We start from the raw sequence: 21,788 nt of genomic DNA on the forward strand, positions 1-21,788 counted from the left end.
CGGAATAGATGACGCGCGGTATATCCCGCGCTAAAGCCGCAGCACTTATGACCGACAGCACCGACAGCCAAGCCGATTGGCGCGACACCGTCTTCCTGCCGAAGACCGATTTCCCCATGAAGGCGGGTCTTGCCGCAAAGGAACCCGCGATCCTGGCGCGCTGGGCGGCACTCGGCATTTACGATCGGCTGCGCGAACAGCGCAAAGGCCGCGAACGCTTCATCCTGCATGATGGCCCGCCTTACGCCAATGGCGACATCCATATGGGCCATGCGATGAACAAGGTGCTGAAGGACATCATCGTCCGCAGCCAATCGTTGATGGGCAAGGATGCGCCTTACGTTCCGGGCTGGGATTGCCACGGCCTGCCGATCGAATGGAAGGTCGAGGAAGCGTATCGCGCGAAGAAGCTGAACAAGGACGAGATGCCCGTCGCGCAGTTCCGCGCCGAATGCCGCGCCTATGCCGAGAAATGGGTCGCAGTGCAGCGCGAACAGTTCCAGCGGCTGGGCGTGATGGGCGACTGGGCCGATCCCTACCTGACGATGAAATACGACGCCGAGGCATCGATCGTTGGCGAACTACTCAAGTTCGCCGAAAGCGGCCAACTGTATCGCGGCGCGAAGCCCGTGATGTGGTCCCCGGTCGAGAAGACCGCTTTGGCCGAGGCAGAGGTCGAATATGAGGACGTCGTATCGACGCAGATCGACGTCGCGTTCGAGATCACGGACGCGCCGAACGCGCCCGAACTGGTCGGCGCGCATGCGGTGATCTGGACTACGACGCCGTGGACGATTCCGGTCAATCAGGCGCTGAGTTATGGGCCGGATATTGAATACGCTGTTGTCGAAGTTCGCTTCGAGAGTGGAAGCCGGGGCAGATACTTAATCAGCCCGGAGTTGTGGCGTCCGTTTCTTGCTCGTCTGCGAGCCAACAGTCCGTTGGGTCTGCCGCTGTTCGGCGACGAAGAGTTTTCAAGCATTGAAAACGTGACATGGCGGGGCAAGGGTTCGCAACTCGAAGGTGCGACCGCCCGTCACCCGATGCACGAACTCGGCGGCTTCTTTGAGAAGCCGCGCCCGTTCCTGCCGGGCGATTTCGTCACGACCGACGCCGGCACCGGCCTCGTTCACATGGCGCCTGACCACGGCGAGGACGACTTCCTGCTGTGCAAGCGATATGGCATCGATCCGGTCTTCGCGGTCGACGGCGCTGGCATGTACCGCGCCGACTGGGCGTGGCTCGGCGGTCAGGGCAGCGTGATCAACAAGAAGTTCGTGGCTGCGGATGGCCCGATCTGCACGGACCTGCGCGCGAAGGGCGCGTTGCTCGCGGCCAGCGACGATTTCCCGCATTCCTATCCGCACAGCTGGCGGTCCAAGGCGAAGGTCATCTTCCGCGCCACGCCGCAATGGTTCATCCCCATGGACCGCGATACGGCCGGTACCGGTCAGGCGCTGCCCGGCGCGGCCCTGTCCGGTCCAGAGGGATCGCCGACGAACGTCGATGTTCCGGCCTTCGAGGATACCGGCCCCGGCAACGGCGCGACGTTACGAGAGGTCGCGCTCGACGCGATCGCCCGCACGCGCTGGGTCCCGGCGCGCAGCGAAAACCGCATCCGCGCGATGGTCGAGGGGCGCCCGGATTGGGTGATCAGCCGCCAGCGCGCCTGGGGCGTGCCGATCGCATTGTACGTCAATCGCGCGACGGGCGAATATCTGAACGATCCTGCGGTGAACGCGCGCATTCTCGACGCATTCAGGGCCGGCGGCGCAGACGCGTGGTTCGCCGCCGATCACCAGCAGTTGCTCGGTGCCGATTATGATCTCGCCGAGTATGAGGTGATCAACGACATTCTCGACGTCTGGTTCGACAGCGGATCGACGCATGCCTTCGTGATCGAGGCGCGCTACGGCGAGGGCGTCCGCGCCAACCTGTATCTCGAAGGGTCCGACCAGCATCGCGGCTGGTTCCAGTCGTCATTGCTCGAATCGTCCGGAACGCGCGGGCGGGCACCGTATGACGCGGTCCTGACGCACGGTTTCGCGCTGGACGGGCAGGGGCGCAAGATGTCCAAATCTCTCGGCAACGTGGTCGATCCGCTCAAGATCATCCAGGAATCGGGTGCCGACATCCTGCGCATGTGGGTCGCGTCGACCGATTATTTCGACGACGTGAAGATCGGCAAGGAAGTGCTTGGCACGGCGGGCGATGCGTATCGCAAGCTGCGCAACACGTTCCGCTATCTGCTCGGCGCGCTGGACGGCTTTACCGATGCCGAAAAGGTCGCGGTGAAGCATATGCTCGATCTGGAGAAATACGTTCTCCACCGGCTGGGCATGATCGACGTCGAACTGCGTGCGGCGGCGACCGGATACGAGTTCAATCGCTACCTGCGCTTGCTGACCGATTTCGCGCAGGAGGACCTGTCGGCCTTCTTCTTCGATATCCGCAAGGATTCGCTCTATTGCGACGCGCCGGACGACATCAAACGCCGCTCGTATCGCACGGTGCTGGACATCCTGTTCCACGCACTGGTCCGCTACGCCGCGCCCATCCTCTGCTTCACCGCCGAGGAAACGTGGCAGGCGCGCTTTCCGAGCGAGGACGGATCGGTGCATTATCTCGAATGGCCGGAACTGCCCGCGCTACCGGGCGACGATGCCGTGTCGACGCAGTGGAGCGACGTCCGTGCCTTGCGTGTCCAGGTGACGGAAGCGATCGAGCCGCTCCGCCGCGAAAAGCGCGTCCGCTCCAGCCTCGAGGCGGAAGTGACCGTGCCGAATGCGATCCTGTCCGAGGAAGCATTGGCCGAACTGTTCATCGTCGCGAAAGTCTCGACCGCCGATGGCATCGGCGTGACCCCGACCGACTATCACAAATGCGGCCGCTGCTGGCGCCACCTTCCCGAGGTGGATACAGACGGCTTGCTCTGCGATCGCTGCACGAAAGTCGTCGCATGAGCGGCCTGCCACAAAACGGGATGCCGAAAGCCGGCGTGATCGCCGCCGTGTCGCTGTTCGTCGCGGATCAGGTGTCGAAGGCGATCGTCGTCGGGCCGCTCGGCATCGACCGGCTCGGCCAGTATCGCGAGATCGTGTCCTTCTTCGACCTGCGTTTTGTGCCGAACATCGGCATCTCGCTCGGGCTCCTTCAGGCGAACAGCGATACGACGCGCTGGGCCTTGGTCGCGCTGACCGCGGTGATCGCGATCGGTGTCGCGATCTGGATGACGCGCGAACGCAACCGCTACGATCAGATGGCGCTGGGCTTGGTTCTGGGCGGCGCGCTGGGCAATATCCTCGACCGGATCAGGTTCGGCTACGTCGTCGATTTCGCGGATTTCCACATCGGGAACTGGCGACCATTTCTGGTCTTCAATCTTGCCGACGCCGCGATTACGATCGGCGTCATCATCTTGCTGGTGCGCGCGCTTCTGATCCGCGATACAGACAAGACCAATTCAAGCGACGTGCAGGACGCCGGCAAGGCGCCAGTGGAGAATTCTAATGCGTAAATTCGTTATCGTCGCCACTGGCCTCGCGCTGGTCGCATCGCTCTCCGCCTGCGGCAAGCGTGGCTATGACCGCGCACGCCCGGACGAATTCGCCGTCGCGCGTCAGGCCCCGCTGGTCATCCCGCCCGATTTCTCGCTCGTCCCCCCACGCCCGGCGCGGCGGCGACGACGGCCGGCAACCCCAACGCGCAGGCGCTCGACGCGCTGTTCGGCGGCACCTCGGCGCGTAGCGCGTCCGAAACCGCAGTCGTCGATGCGGCCGGCGGCGATGCGACTGCGGACGGTATCCGTTCCGACGCCGGCGATCCGGGCACCGTCGTCGTCGATAAGGCCGGCACCACGCGCGACATCGTCGCCGCGCCGGAAGGCGACGGACAGGATGCGCGGGCAAGCGCGACGCCGAAGAACTGAACGGTTCGGGCGGACTGGCTCCGGTCTGTTCGGCTACCCAAATGTGTAGAGGGGCTGCCGGCGAGGCGGCCCCTTTTTCGTTGGGTTGGAATGGCCTCAGGCGTCCGATGTCGCCCGAGTTTCTGACACGGCCCTACTCACCCACCCGTTCGTTTCGAGCGAAGTCGAGAAACCGGCTAACGGGCCACCCCGAGTTTCTCGACTACGCTCGAAACGAACGGATGTATGTGAGTAGCACCGTCCGAAGGTCGCAAGCCTTACCCAAGGGCAGCCCCGAACCTTTCCAGTCCGGCCGCCAGATCCGCGATCAGGTCGTCCGGATCTTCCAGCCCGATCTGTAAACGAACGATCGGCCCAGCATCGGTCCGCCGCGTGACGCTGCGATACCGTTGCGGATCGACCGGTAGCGCAAGGCTTTCGAATCCGCCCCAGCTATAGCCGATGCCGAACAGCGCCAGCCCGTCGATCAACGCCGCGCGCTCGGCCTCTCCGCCGCCATTCAGCACGAACGAGAACAGCCCCGACGATCCCTTGAAATCGCGCACGAAAAACTCGTGGCCGGGGCAGGAGGGCAAAGCGGGATGCAACACGGTCGAGACCTGCGGCTGTTCCGCCAGCCAGCGAGCGATCTTCAGCGCGCTCGCCTCGTGCTGCTTCAACCGCACCGACATCGTGCGCAAGCCGCGCGATCCCAGCCAGCAATCGTCCGGACTCGCGACCTGCCCGAGTTGGAAGCTGGTATCCTGCAGGCGTCCGAAATGGCCGGGTGCCGCGGTGACGGAGCCCAGCATCACGTCCGAATGCCCGACGACATATTTGGTGCAGGCAAGGATCGTCAGGTCGACGCCCGACGCGATTGCCGAGAACAGCAGGGGGTGGCCCAGGTATTGTCGATCAGCGTGGTGACGCCGCGGGCCTTCGCGGCGGCGACGATCGCGGGCACGTCCTGCACCTCGAACGTCAGGCTGCCGGGGCTTTCCAGCAGGATCGCCCTGGTCTGGTCGCCGATCAAGTCGGCAATGCCCGCGCCGATCATCGGGTCGTAAAACCGCGTCCGGATGCCCATCCGCTTGAGCAGTCCGAGCGCTAGACCGCGCGTCGGATCATAGGCGCTGTCGGGCAGCAGTAATTCGTCGCCGGGCGACAGGACGGACAGCAATGCCGCCGCCACCGCCGCCACGCCCGAGCAATAGAGGAACGTGCCCTCAGCCCCCGGTTCCAGTTCGGTCAGCGGATCGGCGAGCGCCCACTGCGTCGGCGTGCCCTTGCGGCCGTAAAACAGACGGTGATGCGTGTTCGAGCCGCGCTCGCGCAGGCTCGCCACATCGTCATACAGGATCGTCGAGGCGCGCCATACCGGCGGGCTGACAATCCCCTGCGTCCATTCCGGACGCCGGCCCGCCGATACGACGCGTGTCGCGTCGCTGACGGGCCGGTCGCTATCGCGGCTCACGCCGCGCCGGTAGCCTTCGGCGTGTCGCTCGCGGCGCCCCATTCGGACCAGCTACCGTCATAGACGGCGGCTTCGTTGCCGAGCAGGTGCGCGCCGAACGCCAGCACCGACGCGGTGATGCCCGAACCGCAGGTCGTGACGAGCGGCTTGGCGACGTCGATCCCCGCGCCCTCGAATTCCGCCTTCAATGCGTCGCCCGTCTTGTACGTGCCGTCATCGTTGAACAACTGGCCGACCGGCAGGTTCTTCGAACCCGGAATGTGGCCGGCATGCGTCGCGGGGCGCGGATCGGGTTCCTCGCCGGTGAAGCGGGCAGCGGAACGGGCATCGACCACCTGCTCCGCCTTGCTGTCAATATTCGCCTTCAGCTGGTCCTTGGTGCGGACGCCCTTGTCGTCGGCCCAGACGGTGAAGTGGCGGTGGCGCAGCTGCTCCTTGCCGCTGGCGACGTCGCGCCCCTCGGCCTGCCATTTCGCGAAGCCGCCATCCAGGATCGCGACATCGTGCGCGCCGAATGTGCGGAGCATGAACCAGGCGCGCGCCGCCGTGTGATAGGGCGAGTTATCATACAGCACGATCCGGCTGCCATCGCCGAGCCCCAGCGACTGCATGCGGCTGGCGAACTTTTCGGGGGCGGGCAGCATCGACGGCAGATCGCTCGACGTATCGGCGATCTCGCCCAGATCCATGAACACCGCGCCTGGAATATGCGCCTTCTCATATTCGGCCGCGGCATCGCGGTCCCCGAAGCCGGCGAAATACGTCGCGTCCACGACGCGCAGGTCGTTTGCGCCCAATTCGCCTGCCAGCCATTCCGTCGTTACCAGCGAGTCCATGCCGTCTCTCCAAATTCCGTTCCCGCCTTCCCTAGCCAGTGCCGCACGTCCCGTCGAGTGAGGGCGTCGGCGGAAGATCGGGCTCGGGCACTGCCGCGACTGGAGCCGACCGGGCGCGTCGGTCCGGCGTCGGTTCCAATTATGCGCCGCATTTCCTAGATAGGCGCGCATGACCGTTCCAGACACAATGGCCCATCTGGGCAAGACCAGCGCGCTCCCCGCATCGCCCGAGGAAGCGATCCTCGATTACGTCCCCAATCCGCGGACCGGACGGCCCTATCTCGTGCGCTTCACCGCGCCCGAATTCACGTCGCTATGCCCGGTCACCGCACAACCCGATTTTGCGCATCTCGTGATCGATTACGCACCTGCAGCAACGATCGTCGAATCCAAGTCGCTCAAGCTGTTCCTTGGCAGCTTCCGAAACCACCAGGCATTTCACGAGGATTGCACCGTCGGAATAGGCGAACGCCTCTTTTCCGAGATGCAACCTCTATGGTTGCGGATCGGCGGATACTGGTATCCGCGCGGGGGCATTCCCATCGACGTCTTCTGGCAATCGGGAATGCCGCCGGAAGGACTTTGGCTGCCGCCGCAGGACGTTCCCGGCTACCGGGGACGTGGTTGATTTCAATCAATATTTCAAAATTTCATCGCAGCAACGATGCGAACTATCGAGATTCGCACGTTGCGCTGCAACATGATTGCAACCATATTCTCATGAAGCCGTTCGAGGGAGGCAGAGTCGGGGCTCCCAGCCCCCATTTCATGTTGAGGTAATTCGATGGCGCTCGCGACAGAAGTAGGTTCCGGCATCGATCACATCGCACTGATCGGCAATTTCCTGCCGCGCAAATGCGGCCTTGCAACATATACGACAGATACCTTCACCGCCTTGAAGGATCGGTTCCCGGAAATGCAGGTCGACGTCTATGCGATGGACGACCATCCCGGCCGATACGACTATCCCTCCGAAGTGACGATGAGCATCCCGGACAAGGATCGGACGGCCTATCTTTCCGCCGCCCGCGCGATCGAGGCGAGCGGTGCGAAGGCGATCTGGCTTCAGCACGAATACGGCATTTTCGGCGGTGCGGCGGGGGAGCTCATTCTCTCCCTGCTCGACCGCGTGTCGATCCCGGTCATCGTCACGCTGCACACGATCCTCGAAAAGCCGAGCGCCGATGAGCGTCGCGTGATGGAGGGCCTGCTGCGCCGGGCATCGCGCGTCATCGTCATGGCCGAGCGCGGTCGCGAGATTCTGGAGCGCGTCTATGGTGCGAGCGGCCGTTTGATCGTCATGATCCCGCATGGCGTTCCGGACCGTGCACTGGTGGACCCCGAAACGCTCAAATCGAAGTTCGGCTGGGAAGGCCGTAAGGTCGTCCTGACGTTCGGCCTTCTCGCCCCCAACAAGGGCATCGAGACTTTGATCGAGGCAATGCCCGCCATCGTCGCAGAACATCCCGACGTGCTTTACGCGGTGCTCGGTGCCACCCACCCGAACCTCGTTGCGCATGAGGGCGAGAAGTATCGTGATCGCCTGAAGACGTTGGCGGCGAACCTCGGCGTCGGCGCGAATGTCGAGTTCATCGACCAGTTCCTCGAGCATGAGGAACTGATCGATTATCTGCAGGGCGCGGACATCTACGCGACACCCTATAACAACCCGGCTCAGATCACGTCGGGCACGCTCAGCTACGCCGTCGGCGTCGGCAAGGCGGTGGTATCGACGCCGTACGTCCACGCGACCGAAATTCTCGCGGACGGGCACGGTGTGCTGGTCGATTTCGGCGACAGCGCGGCATTCGCCCGTGAGATCAATCTGTTGCTCGGAAGTGATCGCAACCGCCAGCGTCTGTCGCAGCGTGCGTATGATCGCGGCCGGACGATGATCTGGCCCGTTCTCGTCGAAACCGCGATGCGCGAGATCGTCGGGATGATCGCGTCCAAACCGCGCCGTCTGCCCAAGAGCAACACCGTCGCGGTCCTGAAGCCGGATTTTTCCGCGGTTGAACGCATGAGCGATTCGACCGGTATGTTGCAGCATTCGATCTATTCCATCCCCGACCGCCGTCACGGATATTGCATCGATGACAACGTCCGAGCGCTGATGCTGCTCACGCGGATGGACGATCTCGACGAAGTGACGCGCGACAAGTGGATGACGATCTATCAGTCGTTCATCCAATATGCGTGGAACCCGGACGTGCGCCGCTTCCGCAATTTCATGAATTTCGACCGCACATGGTGCGAGGAGTTCGGGTCGGAGGATTCGAACGGCCGCACGCTCTGGTCGCTCGGCGTTACGGCCCGCGATGCGAAGCAGGCGAAGCATCGCGATTGGGCGATGTCGATGTTCGACATGACGGCATCGCTCGCGCTCGATCTCGGCAGCCCCCGCGCGCACGCTTTTTGCATGCTCGGCGCCGCCGCTGTTCTCGATGCGCATCCGGGCCACGTCATGGCGCAACAGATCCTCGCCCGTTTCTCCGACGAACTGCTCGCCCTGCTTGCGGAAGCGCGCCGTCCGGAATGGGAATGGTTCGAAATCGTCCTGGCCTACGACAATGCCCGTCTGCCGGAAGCGATGATCCGCGCCGGCACGGCGTTGAAGCGCGCCGACCTGGTCAAGTCGGGCCTGGACACGCTCGACTGGATCATCGCCAAGCAGACTTCGCCCGAGGGACGCTTCCGCGCGGTCGGTACGGAAAGCTTCGGCCGCGTCTATGCGGATCCCTTGCCCTTCGACCAGCAGCCGCTGGAAGCGCAGGCGACCGTGGATGCGTGCGTCGCGGCCTATGATGCGACCGCCGACGTACGTTGGTTCGATGAAGCGAACCGGGCCTATCTCTGGTATCTCGGACAGAACGATCTCGACATGCCGCTGGCGACCATGTCGGACGGGGGCTGTTTCGACGGCCTGATGCCGACCGGTTTGAACCGGAATCAGGGCGCCGAGTCGATTCTGGCGCTGCAATTGGCCTCTTGCGCCATTTCTGGGCTTTCAAAGCGCGTCGAAAGCGTGGCAGGACCATCTAGCGCCGTCGCCTAGCCTCGCTACCGACGCCGCTACCGGGGCGTTGAAGCGAGGAAGTCTGTGTCAGAGCTGTTCCACCACGCATTGCGGCTTCATGCCGATCCTTCTCGCGTCGTCGTCCGCCCGTTCCATCTCGCATGGGCGGGCAACGGCGGCAGCAGAACCGAACGGCTGGTCCGCGAGGTGCTCGAGATGGACATCCAGCAGACCCGAGCGGAGCTGGAAGTCGTTCTGAAGGATTTCGAGGCGCGGCACTGGCAGACCCGCCGCGTATTCATGACGCGCTATGACGAGATAGAGGCGATGCTCGATCTCGACGGCAGCGAGATCGGCGACGAGAAGCGTCAGCTGATCGGCGCATATTTCTGCCACGAATATTCCTACGCTGCCGCCGCGTTGATGAACCCCAGCGCCACACCGCATTTCGACCAGTCGGGCATGCCGCCTGGATCGCTCCGTATACTCATGAGCCTGCGCGCGGTGGGCGAGGGACACATCTCGTCCGTCGCCTTCCGCGAAGGCATTATCACCGACCAGAACCAGCTGAAACTCGCGCCCGAGCCACCCTTCGCCACCGCCACCGACGCGGTCGGCAAGGAAGAGGACGAGCTCCCCGTCGGTCCGATCACCGTCTATCGCCACCGCGATTCCACGCTGTCGGGCACGGTGATCTTCCCGATCACCGCGGCGCAGTCGAAAGGGCTCGAGGATCTCCGCCTCGTCCAGTTCACGCATGAGGACGGCGCCGTCGAATGGCTTGGCACCTACACCGCCTACAACGGCTCGCAGATCCAGTCCGAACTGATGCGCACCAAGGATTTCCGCGCGTTCGATCTCGTCCCGATGTCCGGCCCGGCAAGCCGCAACAAGGGCATGGCGCTGTTCCCCAAGAAGGTGAACGGCAAGTATCTGATGATCGGCCGTCAGGACGGCGAAAACCTGTTCCTGCTCGAATCCGACACGCTGACGCATTGGGAAGAGGGCACGCGCCTGCTCGAACCCAAATATCCTTGGGAACTGGTCCAGATCGGCAATTGCGGCCCCCCATCGAACTGGAGGAAGGGTGGCTGCTGCTGACGCACGGCGTCGGCGCGATGCGCAAATATTCGATCGGCGCAGTCCTGCTCGACAAGAACGATCCGTCGAAGGTCATCGGCCGCACGATCCAGCCGATCCTCGCCGCCGCCGATCAGGACCGCGAGGGCTATGTCCCGAACGTCGTCTACACCTGCGGCGCGATCCGCCACGGTGACACCTTGTTCGTGCCGTATGGCGTGGCCGACAGTTCCGTCGCCTTCGCGTTCATCCCGATCAGCACGATGCTGGCGGAAATGGCACGCGAGTGATCGGTTGGGGTGGTGGATCACCCCGTGTCGAGGCAGCCGGTGTCGACGTCCTTGAGGTCGGCGACCTCACTCTAACCCGTTCGTGCTGAGCCTGTCGAAGCACCTGTACCGGTGGCCCGCCCTTTGACAATCTCAGGACGAACGGTGGGTTCGGGTCGGATCACGTAACCCGGCCTATATCAGTCTGCGGTCGTCACCCTGCCAGCTTGCGCGTCCGCGAATACAGCCAGCCGATCAGCGCCACGAACAACACCGGCGCGACATACAGCGCGACATGTTCGAAATCTGCGCCCACCACGGCCAACGGCGCATCGATGGCCGGCACCGGCCCGCTTCGGTTGACCCAGGCGACGATGCCGGCGAACGCCACCCCGAACAGGCTCTCGCCGACGATCAGCCCGGTCGCGGCCAGCACGCCCATCCGCTCCGCGAACTCCGGATTGCGCGACCGTTCTGCCCAGCGATTGTAGTAGTACCCGATCACCGCCCCGATCGGGATCAGCAATGTCAAGGACATCGGCAGATAGATGCCCATGCCGACCGCAAGCGGGGGCAGGCGCATCTTACCAGTGCGTCCAAGCATCTCGTCGACCGCGACGACCAATACGCCGATCAGCGCACCCGACCCGATCAGCGTCCAGTCCAGATCGCCGCCCAACACCCCCTTGGCCAGGCTGGAGATCAACGCTGCCTGGGGCGCCGACAGTGCGTTCGGCCCTGCACCGGGCATACCGACGAAACCCAACGTATCCTTCAACAGGTTCAGCACCAACGGGATCACCAGCGACCCGAAGACGACGCCCAGCACCAGGGCGACTTGCTGCTTCCACGGCGTCGCCCCCACCAGCTGCCCGGTCTTCAGATCCTGCAGATTGTCGTTCGATATCGTCGCCACCGAAAACACAATAGCGGTCGTGAACAATGCATAGGCGACCAGCGCATTGGCGCGCGACGGATCGGTACCGTGGCCAAACACCGCGACGAGCAGCAATGACGCGCCCAGCACCGCGAGGATGCCGACCCCCGATACGGGCGAATTCGACGCACCGATCAGGCCCGCCATATATCCGCACACCGCTGCGATCAGCACGCCGGCGATGAGGATGAAGACCAGTGTCCCGCCGATCACCGCGAACGGTGCTTCGTGCACCGGCCCACCGGCGGAGAAATTCCATAGCAGCCACGCGATCGGCGGCAGCGTCAGCAACACCGCACCCGCCACGATGCCGATCGGCAGGTCGCGTTCCGTCACGTCCAGCGTAGACCCCGCCGCGCGCGCCCGCGATGCCGCCATCGCCGACTTCAATCCGCCGAAGATCGGCCCGACGATGCGCAGCAACGACCAGATCGCCGCCACGCCGATCGTCCCCGCGCCGATGAAGCGCACCTGCCCACGGAACACGCCGCTGACGATCGTATCCAGCGGTTCGGTAAAGGCATTGCCCGCGGTCAGATACGGCACGAGCCCGACCCACGCGATCAGCAGCCCGACGAACATCGCCAGGCCCACCGATAGGCCAACCAGATGCCCCACGCCGATCAACGCCATGGAATAGCTGCCCGAAATCCCGCTCGCGCTGCCGCCGAAGCGGAAGTTCTTCGTCGCCTCCGCCACGACAAGCTTCATCGCGGCGAGCAGCGCATAGCCAGCCGACACGATCGATCCGAAGATGATCACGCGCAGCCCCTTGGCATTCTCGACATCGCCGCCCGCGGACTCCGTCCCCACCTTCAGCACTTCCGCCGCCGCGACGCCTTCGGGGTAGGGCAGGTCGGATCCGGTGACCAATGCCCGCCTGAGCGGTACGGAGAACATCACGCCCAGGATGCCGCCGACCATGCAGACGAACGCCGTCGTCCAGAACGGAAATCCGCTCCACCAGCCGACCAAGATCAGGCCCGGCAACACGAAGATGATCGCCGCCAGCGTGCCCGCTGCGCTCGCGATCGTCTGGACGATGTTGTTTTCCAGGATGTTCGAATTGGGCAGGAAACGCAGGATCGCCATCGAGATCACCGCCGCGGGGATCGACGTCGCGAAGGTCAGCCCGATCTTCAGTCCGAGATAGACGTTCGCCGCGGTGAACAGCACCGTGATCAACGCGCCGAGAACGACGCCCCGGATCGTAAGTTCGGCAAGCGGGTGTGCGCTGGCGGCGGGGGCGGATCGCGTATCGGTCATTACGCCACCGTTGCACGGCGGCGGGGTAGGGAACAGCCTCAATTCGCCGTTCCCCGCGCGTTCAGTCGCCCAGCCCGTCGTTCAGGAACGCCTCCGCCAACGCGCAATGCATCGCGACACCCTTGGCCATCACGCGCTCGTCGATCGTCATCTTCGTATTGTGCAGCGGCGGGTTGGTGTTGGGATCGGTGCCCTCCGGCGCCACGCCCACGAATGCCATCGCACCGGGTATGTCGCGCAGCACGTACGAGAAATCCTCGCCGCCCATCATCGGCGCGGGCATCGTGACATAGCTGCCGTCGCCGCCAAGCCGGACCGCGATGTCGCGGATCATCGCGACCGCGCGCGGATCGTTCTGCGTCACCGGATACCCCTCGTCGATGCGCAATTCGCCGACACAATTATGCGCCGCCGCGACATGCTCCACGATCCGCTGCAACCCGGCCTTCGCCTTGGTCCGCGTCGCGTTGGACAGCGTGCGCAGCGTGCCGATCATCTGCACCTCATCCGGCACGATATTGTAGGCGGAACCCGCCGTGATCTTCGTGATCGACAGGACGGCGGGGTCGGTAACCGCAATCTGCCGCGCGACGAAGGTCGACAATGCGGTGACGATCTCGCATGCCACCGGGATCGGGTCGATTCCGTCCTGCGGCATGGCGGCATGCGCGCCCGCGCCGCGCACCGTGATGTTGATCGCGTCGGTGGAGGCCAGCAGCGCCCCCGCACGGCTGACGAACACGCCGGATCGCATGTTGGGCGAAATGTGCAAGGCGAACGCCGCCTCCGGCTTCGGATCGGCGAGCAGCCCATCCTCGATCATGAAGCGTGCGCCGTGATACCCTTCCTCGCCCGGCTGGAACATGAACACGATCGTTCCCGGCAAATCGGCCGCCCGCGCGCACAGCGCCCGCGCCGCGCCGACCAGCATCGCGGTGTGCAGATCGTGCCCGCACGCATGCATCGCGCCCGGCACGGTGCTGGCGAAGGGCAGTCCGGTTTCCTCCTGCATCGGCAATGCGTCGTGGTCGCCCCGAAGAAGAACGGTCCGGCCATTATCCCGCCCACCGCGAAGGATGGCGACGAAGCCGGTCGTGGACGTGCTGTCCCGGATCTCCAGCGGCAGGCCGGCCAGCGCCGCCTTGATCTTGTCCGTCGTGCGCGGGCATTGCAGCCCGATTTCCGGATCGGCATGGATCGCGCGCCGCAATGCGACGGCATCGGCGAGTTGCGCTTCGCCGACGGCGGTCCAGTCGGTGCGGCTTTCTGCGGTGATGTCGTTCATAAGGCTCCGGGGGCTCGGTTTCTGCTGATGGTGCAAAGCTATACCCTGCGCCGCCCGGATGTAACCCTATGTCGGATCAGGATGACGGCGCCGTCACCGTCCCTTGAACAACCCGCCGAGAATGCCGCGGACGAGACCGCCGACGATTCCGGAGCCCGCGCTGCGCGATGATCCGAAAACCGCCTTGGATACTTCGTTGGCCACGGTTCGGCCGACCGCGGAGGACGCGCTCCGAGTGGCCGACGTGACGGCGCGATTCCACGGGCTGTTCGCGGCCTCGCGTTCGGCGGCCTTCTGCTGTTGCGCGGCCAGCTTCGCCTGGCGATCCGCCTCGCGCTGATCGGCGACGCGTTTCCGTTCCGCTTCCTTCGCGGCCACCGCATCCGCCTTCGCCTGCACCGCGGCGGCCTTGTCCGCCTCGGTCTTCGCCTTGGCTTCCGCGGCGGCGGCTGCTGCCTCGCTCGTCTTCGCGGCGAGGATTTCCTCGGCGGACTCGCGATCGATCAGCGTGTCGTATTTGCTGCCGATCGGATCGGTCTGGATCAGCACCCCGCGTTCGACCGCGGTGACGGGACCGACGCGCGAACGCGGTGCCTTGATCAGCGTGCGCTGGACGGGGGAGGGCGATCCGTCGGGCAGCAACAGCGACACCAAAGCCTCGCCGACCTTCAGTTCGGTGATCGCGGTCGCGACATCGATGTCGGGGTTGGCACGGAACGTCGTCGCGGCGGACTTCACCGCCGCCTGATCGCGCGGGGTAAAGGCGCGCAACGCATGCTGCACGCGGTTGCCGAGCTGGCCCGCGACCGTATCGGGAATGTCGATCGGGTTCTGCGTGATGAAATAGACCCCCACGCCCTTCGACCGGATCAGGCGAACCACCTGTTCGATCTTGTCGAGCAACGCCTTGGGGGCCTCGTCGAACAGCAGATGCGCCTCGTCGAAGAAGAAGCACAGGGTCGGCTTGTCGGGATCGCCGATCTCGGGGAGATGCTCGAACAACTCGCTCATCAGCCACAGCAGGAACGTCGAATACAGTTTGGGCGACGCCATCAGTTTGTCGGCGGCGAGGATGTTGACGATGCCGCGACCGGTATCGTCCACCCCGATAAAATCGTCCATGTCGAGCGCAGGCTCGCCGAAGAAATGGTCGCCGCCCTGGCTGCGCAATTGCAGCAGCGACCGCTGGATCGTGCCGAGGCTCACCTTGCTGACATTGCCGTACGTCGTGGTCAGTTCATCCGCACGCTCGCCGCAATGGACCAGCATCGACTGCAGATCGTCCAGGTCTAGGATCAGCAGTCCGTCCTTGTCGGCGACATGGAATGCGATGTTCAGCACGCCTTCCTGCACCTCGTTCAGATCGAGCAGCCGCGACAGCAGCAGCGGCCCCATCTCGCTGACGGTGGTGCGGATCGGATGGCCCTGTTCGCCGTACAGATCCCAGAATTGCACGGGATTGTCGCTATACGTCCAGTCGGTCTGCCCGATCTCCGCGGCGCGCGCGGCGAAGATGGCATGCGTCTTGGCAGTAGGGGAGCCGGCCATGGCCAGCCCAGACAGGTCGCCCTTCACGTCGGCGACGAAGCACGGCACGCCGCGTGCCGAAAAGCCCTCGATGATGCCTTGCAACGTTACCGTCTTACCGGTGCCGGTCGCGCCCGCGATCAGCCCGTGCCGGTTGGCGCGCTTGAGTTCCAGATTCTGGGGATCGACGCCGCCGGGGCCGCTGCCGATGAAGATAGGTCCGTCCGCCATAATTAATCCCCACGCTATACTTGACGTGGGTTATCGCGCGTTTGGCGAGGGAGGGAAACTAAAATGCGGGAGGGCGATCCGTCGCTCGACCGCCGGCCCGGCAAATGCATCGGGAGGGGCAAGCCCCTCCCGCGCACGATTACTTCTTGATCTTCAGCGGGATGAAGCCGCCTGCGCCACGTGGCCGCTGGACGAACACCAGCACCTGATCGCGACCGGCCGACTTGGCGGCGGCGATCGCCGATGCCACGTCGTTGGCAGTGCGCGTCGGCACCCGGTTGACCGAGACGATCACGTCGCCACGCTTCAGGCCCTTGGTCGCGGCGTCGCTCGACGGATCGACCGCCGCGACGACCACGCCCTGCACCGTTGCTTCCAGCTGAAGGCTGCGCGCGATCGCGGGCGTCAGCGGGACGACCTGCAGGCCAAGCGCGTTCGCGCCGGCTGCCTGGCCGCTCTGTTCGTCGTCGGTGTCTGGCAAGCCGTCATCGTCACCGCCGCCGTTCAGCGCCGCGAGTTGATCCTCGGTCGGACGCGTGCCGATCGTCGCATTCAGCGCCACCGGCTTGCCGTCGCGGATCACGTCCAGCTTGGCCGAGCTGCCCGGCGTCAGATTGGCGACCAGATAGCTGAGCGTCTGGTCGGGCGTGACGTCCTTGCCCGCGACGCGGACGACGACGTCGCCCTGCTTGAGCCCGGCCTTCGCCGCACCTTCGCCCGGCTCGACCCGCGAGACGATTTCGCCGCGATCCTTGGGAAGTCCCAGTGCCGCCGCGATATCCGCCGTCATCGGCTGGATACCGATTCCCAGATACCCGCGCTTGACCGCCACGCCCCTGCGCAGCGTATCGATCACCGGCTTGGCGTCCTCGGCGGGAATAGCGAAGCCGATGCCCACGCTCCCGCCGGTCGGCGAGATGATCTGGCTGTTGATGCCGATCACGTTGCCGTTCAGGTCGAACATCGGGCCGCCGGAATTGCCCTGGTTGATCGACGCATCCGTCTGGATGAAGCGGTCATAGGCGCCCGCAGCGCCGGTCGCGCGATGCAATGCGGAGACGATACCTGCGGTGACGGTCGAACCCAGCCCGAACGGATTGCCGATCGCCAGCACCCAGTCGCCGACGCGCGCCGACGCCGACTCACCGAACTTCACGAACGGCAAATTGGCACCGTCGATCTTCAGCAGCGCCAGATCGGATGCAGGATCGCGGCCGATCAGCTTGGCGGTATATTCCTTGCGATCGATCATGATCACCTTGATCGATTCGACCGTCGCGCCCTTCGCGCCCGGCGCGATGACGTGGTTGTTCGTCACGACATAACCGTCGGGCGAGATGATGAAGCCCGACCCCAGCGAACTGGCCTCGCGCGTCACCGGGCCGCCCTGGCCGCCGTTCATCTGGCCGAACAATTCACCCAGCGGCGTGCCCTGGAACGGGTTGGGCTGCGCCTGTTGCGTGATCTTCTGCGTGGTGGAGATGTTGACCACCGCCGGCTGCAGCTTCGCCACCATGTCGGCGAAGCTCATCGGAGCTCCCGGCTTGGGTGCGGCGGCCTGGATCGTGCCGGGTTCGTTCTGGGCGACCTGCGCGGACGCGGTCGGGTTGTAGATCATCGTCGCGGCGGTGCCGCTCAGGAGCAGTGCACCGGTGATAGCGTAAGCATAACGCACGTGGGTCATTTCCTCTCGACTGCCGGATGGCAACATCCGGACCTTTCGCCGGTGGTTGCTGAACGGAGATTGAATGTGAACGGACCGACAGCTTGCCGATTATCGACCACGGCCCTGGAATTCACGTAGGTAGGCATTGTTCGGGGACAAGACCAACGAAGTATTCCCACGCGGCTTGCCGTCGTTATTTGCCCCGAACGTATAACGATAGGACTGCATAGCGCGGTAGAAGTCGTAAAAATCCGCATCCTTGTTGAACGCCTCGGCATAAATCTTCGCCGCACCCGCATCCGCTTCGGCGCGGATGATCTGCGCCTGTTGCTGGCCGCGCGCGGTGATCGTCGCCGATTCCTGCTGACGCGCCGTCCGCATGCGCTGCAACGCGCTTTCCAGCGGGCTGCCGTCCGGAAGATCCGCACGCTTGATCCGCACGTCGACGATCTGCACGCCGTACTGGCTCGCCTGACGCTGCAATCCCGCCTGGATATTATCCATCACCTGACCACGTTCCGGGCTCAGCAGTGCCGCGAACGGCCGCTTGCCGAGTTCGTTACGTAGCGCCGAGCCGAGCAGCGGGCTGAGCTGCGCGATGATGCGTTCCTCGGTATTGCTCGTGCTGCCGGTGGAGACGACCGCCTTCAGCGGATCGACCACCCGGAACCGCGCGAACGCATCGACCGACAGACGCAGCTGATCGGTCGAGAGAACCTGCGTATCGCCCTGTTCGACATCGAGGATGCGCTTGTCGACCCAGACCAGACGATCCGCGAACGGCAGGCGGAATACGACGCCCGCGCCAGTCCGCCCGAACGGCTGGTTCGGCTGCCAGCGATTGACCGTGCGATACGGCTGTTCGAAGCGCAGCACGACGACCTGCTTGGTTTCCGGAACGATGCTGATCGTGCTGGCGATCAGGATCAGGACCAGCAGCGCGATGGCGACCGCGACGATCGGATTGCGGGGAAAGGCGTTCACTGGGCGGCTCCCGTCGTCGGCGCGGGCGTCGGCTTGGCCGGGGCAGGGGCGGGCGCCGCGTCGGGCAGGCTGCGCGCAGCCCCCGGCAGCGGCAGATACGGCACCACGCCGGGCGCTTCCACGATCGTCTTGTCGCTCTTGGCCAGCACGGCCTCCATCGTCTCGTAATACATACGGCGGCGAGTCACTTCGGGGGCCAGGCGATACTGTTCGTACACCTTGTCGAACGACGTCGCTTCACCCTGTGCGAAGGCCAACGTCTGCTGCGCATAACCGCGCGCAAGGTTGATGTTGCTCTGTGCCGCCTGTTGCGCGGCGGACACCGCCTTGAAGTCGTCGATCACCGCGTTCGGCGCCTGCGACTGGCGGATCGCGACACCGCGGATGCGGACGCCGGAATTATAGCTGTCGAGCACTTCCTGCATCAGCTGCTGGACACGCGCCTCCACCACGCCGCGCCCGGAACCGATCGCATCGTCCAGCGGCGTCGTCGCGATCACCGCGCGCATCGCGCTCTCGGCGGTCGCACGCACGGTTTCCTTCGGATCGGCGATCTGGAACACGAAATCCTGCGGGTTCGAAATGTCCCAGCGCACCGAATAAGCGAGATCGATGATGTTCTGGTCTGCGGTCAGGACCAGATTCTCGCCACCCGAACCACTCGGGAAATCGTCGGTCTGGATGTTCTGGACGTCCACCTTGAACACGTTCGCGAACGGCGCGGGGAGGGTCAGGCGGATACCCGGTTCCAGCGTACCCGAATACCGGCCCAGGCTGGTCACGACGCCGCGCTGCTGCGGCCCGATCTGCCACACGCTGGTCAGCAGTATCCACGCCAGCAGGATCAGACCCGCACCGATCAGCCACAGGTTCCGCGCGCCGGGCGTGCCGGGCATGCCGGAAAAACCGCCGCCACCGCCGCCGCCGTCGGTTCCGCGCGCACGACGCAGGAATTCGTCGAGTGCGGTCGGCTTGCTGCCCCGCGCGCCGCCGGGCGGAACCGCCCACGGATTGCGCGGCCCACCGCCGTCGCCGCCGGTGTTGTTGCTACCGCCATTGCCATTACCCCAGGGGCTTTTCGGCGCATCGGAGAAGTGGATATTGAAGCGCTGGAGCCAGCCGGTAAGGATCGTCATGCAGTCTTTATAGGGGTGCGTGTTTACGAAAAACAGTGGCAAGCACCCTTAACGGTCCTATCTGCGCGGCGATGGCACAGAATATTACAATCGCCGATGCTCTTGAACGCATTGCAGGAACCCGCGCGACCGTACGGATGGACGATGACCGCGCGAGCATCATCCTCGACGTCACCGGGTTGGACGAGCCGCAACGTGAAGCACTGGAAGCCGATGTCCGCACCGCCGCGCTCGCCGTTCCGGGCGTCGCGACCGTCCGCGTCGCGCAGACGAGCCAGCGCACCACGCGCCGGATCGTCGCGGTGGCGAGCGGGAAGGGCGGGGTCGGCAAATCCACCGTCTCGACCAATCTCGCACTCGGTCTGCACGCGCTCGGACGGCGCGTCGGGCTGGTCGATGCTGACATTTACGGCCCGTCCCAGCCGATGCTGATGGGTGTGGAAGGCACGAAGCCGACCGCGCACGACAAGCAGTTGCAACCCGTCTCGACGCCATACGGCGTGCCGATCCTGTCGATGGGGCAATTGGTCGCCGCGGATCAGGCGGTCGCGTGGCGCGGGCCGATGGCGGCGGGGGCGCTCGGCCAGATGCTCGATGCCAATTGGAGCAACCAGGACGTGATCGTGGTCGATCTGCCGCCCGGCACCGGCGACGTGCAGTTGACGATGGTGCAGAAACACCGTCCGGCGGGCGCGGTGATCGTCTCCACCCCGCAGGACCTGTCGCTGATCGATGCGAAGCGCGCGATCGACTTCTTCGTCAAGGCCGGCGTACCGATCATCGGGCTGGTCGAGAATATGGCCGGCTATGCCTGTCCGCATTGCGGCGAGATATCGGACCCGTTCGGCAATGGCGGAGCCGAGGCGGCGGCCGGCGTGCTGGGCATCCCGTTCCTTGGCCGCATTCCGCTAGACATCGCGATTCGGATGGCCTCGGATGCGGGCGTCCCCCCGGTGTCGGGGAACGGGGCGGAAGCGACTGCGTTCAGGCAAGTGGCGGCCAAGGTGGACACGTGGCTGGGCTGATGCCCGCGCTCCCGCCGGACCGATAGGAGATTTCACGATGCCCCTGACATCCGACGCAGAGATCAAGACGCTGCTCGAAAACGCCCGCACCATCGCGATGGTCGGCGCATCGGACCGCCCCGACCGCCCATCCTACCGCGTGATGCAGGCGCTGCAGGACCACGGCTACCGCGTCATCCCGGTCAATCCGCAGATCACCGGCGAACATATTCACGGCGAATTCGTCTTCCGCGATCTCGAACAACTCGGCGACCCGATCGATATCGTCGATATCTTCCGCAATTCGGCAGCGGCGGGCGACGCGGTCGATCAGGCGATCGCAGCCGGCGCGAAGGCGGTCTGGATGCAGCTCGGCGTCGTCAACGAGGATGCGGCGGCACGAGCCGAGGCGGCGGGCCTGCAGGTCGTGATGAACCGCTGCCCGGCGATCGACATCCCGGCGCTCGGCGTCGCTAGGGTTCCGGCCGACGCCTGAATCTCGCCACGATTGCCGCGCATCCTCCGGTCATGCTAATGGCGATCCTTCTGGCGCAAGCCGCAACGGCATCCGGCGCCGACAACCCCAAGGGCGAGTCCTGGTCGATCCTGGAGCCGGTCGGAAACGAGCCGTGCCGTCCGGCAAGCTCCACCGTCGAAAAGGACCAGGACATCATCGTCTGCGGCCAGCCCCTGCCGTCGCAGACCTTGCCCTATCCGAACGAGGTGATCCCCAAAGGGCCAAAGCCGTCAAATCCCGACATGCGCGCGACCACCGCGATGAACGCGGAAAACGCGCCCTGCACCACGCAGATGAGGGGGTGCACGGTCGGTTTCGGCCCACCCATCGTGCCGATCATCGCCGGCGCGGTCGATCTCGCCAAACGGGCCTTCGCGAAGAAACCGGATAAGACTGGCCGCGTACCGATCGATCTCGACGCGCCGATGCCGGCCAGCGTGATCCTGCCCTGACGCCGCGACGCTCTATGCGGCCTGATCGATGCCGCTCAAGCCAACGCCGCTTAGCCCACCGCTGACAAGCCGCCGATAAGAGCACATTCTGCACCCATCCTTAGGTCCGTTCGGACAATCCATTCGCCCCTCCGTTCGTTTCGAGCGCAGCGTCCATCTCCCGGCCCGTTCGAACAATCCATCCTGATCCGTTCGTTTCGA

14 protein-coding genes and 3 pseudogenes are annotated in these 21,788 nt (G+C 64.7%); 9 read left to right on the forward strand and 8 right to left on the reverse strand.

Going from position 1 to position 21,788, the window contains the following annotated elements:
* The first annotated feature begins 47 nt into the window (after positions 1-47).
* From ileS to H5J25_RS06440, 3 genes and pseudogenes are all read left to right on the forward strand, one after another.
* Positions 48-2,963: an isoleucine--tRNA ligase gene (gene ileS / locus H5J25_RS06430; RefSeq protein ID WP_202095227.1), complete on the forward strand. Its 2,916-nt coding sequence runs from the start codon at positions 48-50 to the stop codon at positions 2,961-2,963.
* A complete protein-coding gene (gene lspA, locus H5J25_RS06435) occupies positions 2,960-3,517 on the forward strand; it encodes a signal peptidase II (RefSeq protein ID WP_202095228.1) in 558 nt (185 codons plus the stop codon). Before ileS ends, lspA begins: the two co-directional genes overlap by 4 nt.
* A pseudogene (locus tag H5J25_RS06440) lies at positions 3,510-3,928 on the forward strand (DUF3035 domain-containing protein). The gene lspA and the pseudogene H5J25_RS06440 overlap by 8 nt, the downstream one beginning before the upstream one ends.
* A gap of 257 nt (positions 3,929-4,185) precedes the next feature.
* On the opposite strand, the pseudogene metC reads toward H5J25_RS06440, so the two are convergent.
* Positions 4,186-5,381: pseudogene (gene metC, locus H5J25_RS06445) on the reverse strand (cystathionine beta-lyase).
* Positions 5,378-6,217, reverse strand: a complete 840-nt coding sequence (sseA, locus tag H5J25_RS06450; RefSeq protein WP_202095229.1) for a 3-mercaptopyruvate sulfurtransferase — start codon at positions 6,215-6,217, stop codon at positions 5,378-5,380. The pseudogene metC and the gene sseA overlap by 4 nt, the downstream one beginning before the upstream one ends.
* A 169-nt stretch (positions 6,218-6,386) precedes the next feature.
* Between sseA and queF the strand changes: the two genes are divergently transcribed.
* The 3 genes and pseudogenes from queF to H5J25_RS06465 all read left to right on the forward strand — a co-directional run bounded on the left by queF (position 6,387) and on the right by H5J25_RS06465 (position 10,603).
* Positions 6,387-6,845 carry a preQ(1) synthase gene (gene queF, locus H5J25_RS06455; RefSeq protein ID WP_202095230.1) on the forward strand — a complete coding sequence of 153 codons (459 nt, stop codon included), beginning with the start codon at positions 6,387-6,389 and terminating at the stop codon, positions 6,843-6,845.
* Between the two features lie 156 nt (positions 6,846-7,001).
* Positions 7,002-9,272: a glycosyltransferase family 4 protein gene (locus tag H5J25_RS06460; protein WP_202095231.1), complete on the forward strand. Its 2,271-nt coding sequence runs from the start codon at positions 7,002-7,004 to the stop codon at positions 9,270-9,272.
* A 45-nt stretch (positions 9,273-9,317) separates the two neighbouring features.
* Positions 9,318-10,603: pseudogene (locus H5J25_RS06465) on the forward strand (glycoside hydrolase family 130 protein).
* Between the two features lie 193 nt (positions 10,604-10,796).
* On the opposite strand, the gene H5J25_RS06470 reads toward H5J25_RS06465, so the two are convergent.
* The 6 genes from H5J25_RS06470 to hflK form a co-directional block, all read right to left on the reverse strand.
* Positions 10,797-12,785, reverse strand: coding sequence for an OPT family oligopeptide transporter (locus H5J25_RS06470; protein ID WP_202095232.1), 1,989 nt, complete (start codon positions 12,783-12,785; stop codon positions 10,797-10,799).
* Between the two features lie 61 nt (positions 12,786-12,846).
* A complete protein-coding gene (locus H5J25_RS06475; protein ID WP_202095233.1) occupies positions 12,847-14,070 on the reverse strand; it encodes a M20 metallopeptidase family protein in 1,224 nt (407 codons plus the stop codon).
* A 93-nt stretch (positions 14,071-14,163) separates the two neighbouring features.
* Positions 14,164-15,828, reverse strand: coding sequence for a helicase HerA-like domain-containing protein (locus tag H5J25_RS06480; protein WP_202095234.1), 1,665 nt, complete (start codon positions 15,826-15,828; stop codon positions 14,164-14,166).
* A 139-nt stretch (positions 15,829-15,967) separates the two neighbouring features.
* Positions 15,968-17,503, reverse strand: a complete 1,536-nt coding sequence (locus H5J25_RS06485; protein ID WP_202095235.1) for a Do family serine endopeptidase — start codon at positions 17,501-17,503, stop codon at positions 15,968-15,970.
* Positions 17,504-17,602: 99 nt separating this feature from the next.
* Complete coding sequence (hflC, locus tag H5J25_RS06490) at positions 17,603-18,478, reverse strand: protease modulator HflC (RefSeq protein ID WP_202095236.1); 876 nt, start codon at positions 18,476-18,478, stop codon at positions 17,603-17,605.
* Positions 18,475-19,614: a protease modulator HflK gene (gene hflK / locus H5J25_RS06495; protein WP_202095237.1), complete on the reverse strand. Its 1,140-nt coding sequence runs from the start codon at positions 19,612-19,614 to the stop codon at positions 18,475-18,477. Before hflK ends, hflC begins: the two co-directional genes overlap by 4 nt.
* Positions 19,615-19,685: 71 nt before the next feature.
* Here hflK and H5J25_RS06500 point away from each other — a divergent pair, with 71 nt between their 5' ends.
* The 3 genes from H5J25_RS06500 to H5J25_RS06510 are packed head-to-tail and all read left to right on the forward strand — an operon-like array spanning position 19,686 to position 21,587.
* Positions 19,686-20,639, forward strand: a complete 954-nt coding sequence (locus tag H5J25_RS06500) for an Mrp/NBP35 family ATP-binding protein (protein ID WP_202095238.1) — start codon at positions 19,686-19,688, stop codon at positions 20,637-20,639.
* A gap of 37 nt (positions 20,640-20,676) precedes the next feature.
* Positions 20,677-21,114 (forward strand): CoA-binding protein, encoded by a 438-nt coding sequence (locus H5J25_RS06505; protein WP_202095239.1) that lies wholly within the window; start codon positions 20,677-20,679, stop codon positions 21,112-21,114.
* A gap of 38 nt (positions 21,115-21,152) precedes the next feature.
* Positions 21,153-21,587: a hypothetical protein gene (locus H5J25_RS06510; protein WP_225883394.1), complete on the forward strand. Its 435-nt coding sequence runs from the start codon at positions 21,153-21,155 to the stop codon at positions 21,585-21,587.
* Positions 21,588-21,788: the final 201 nt, after the last annotated feature.

This window comes from Sphingomonas aliaeris (assembly GCF_016743815.1).
GTDB lineage: Bacteria > Pseudomonadota > Alphaproteobacteria > Sphingomonadales > Sphingomonadaceae > Sphingomonas > Sphingomonas aliaeris.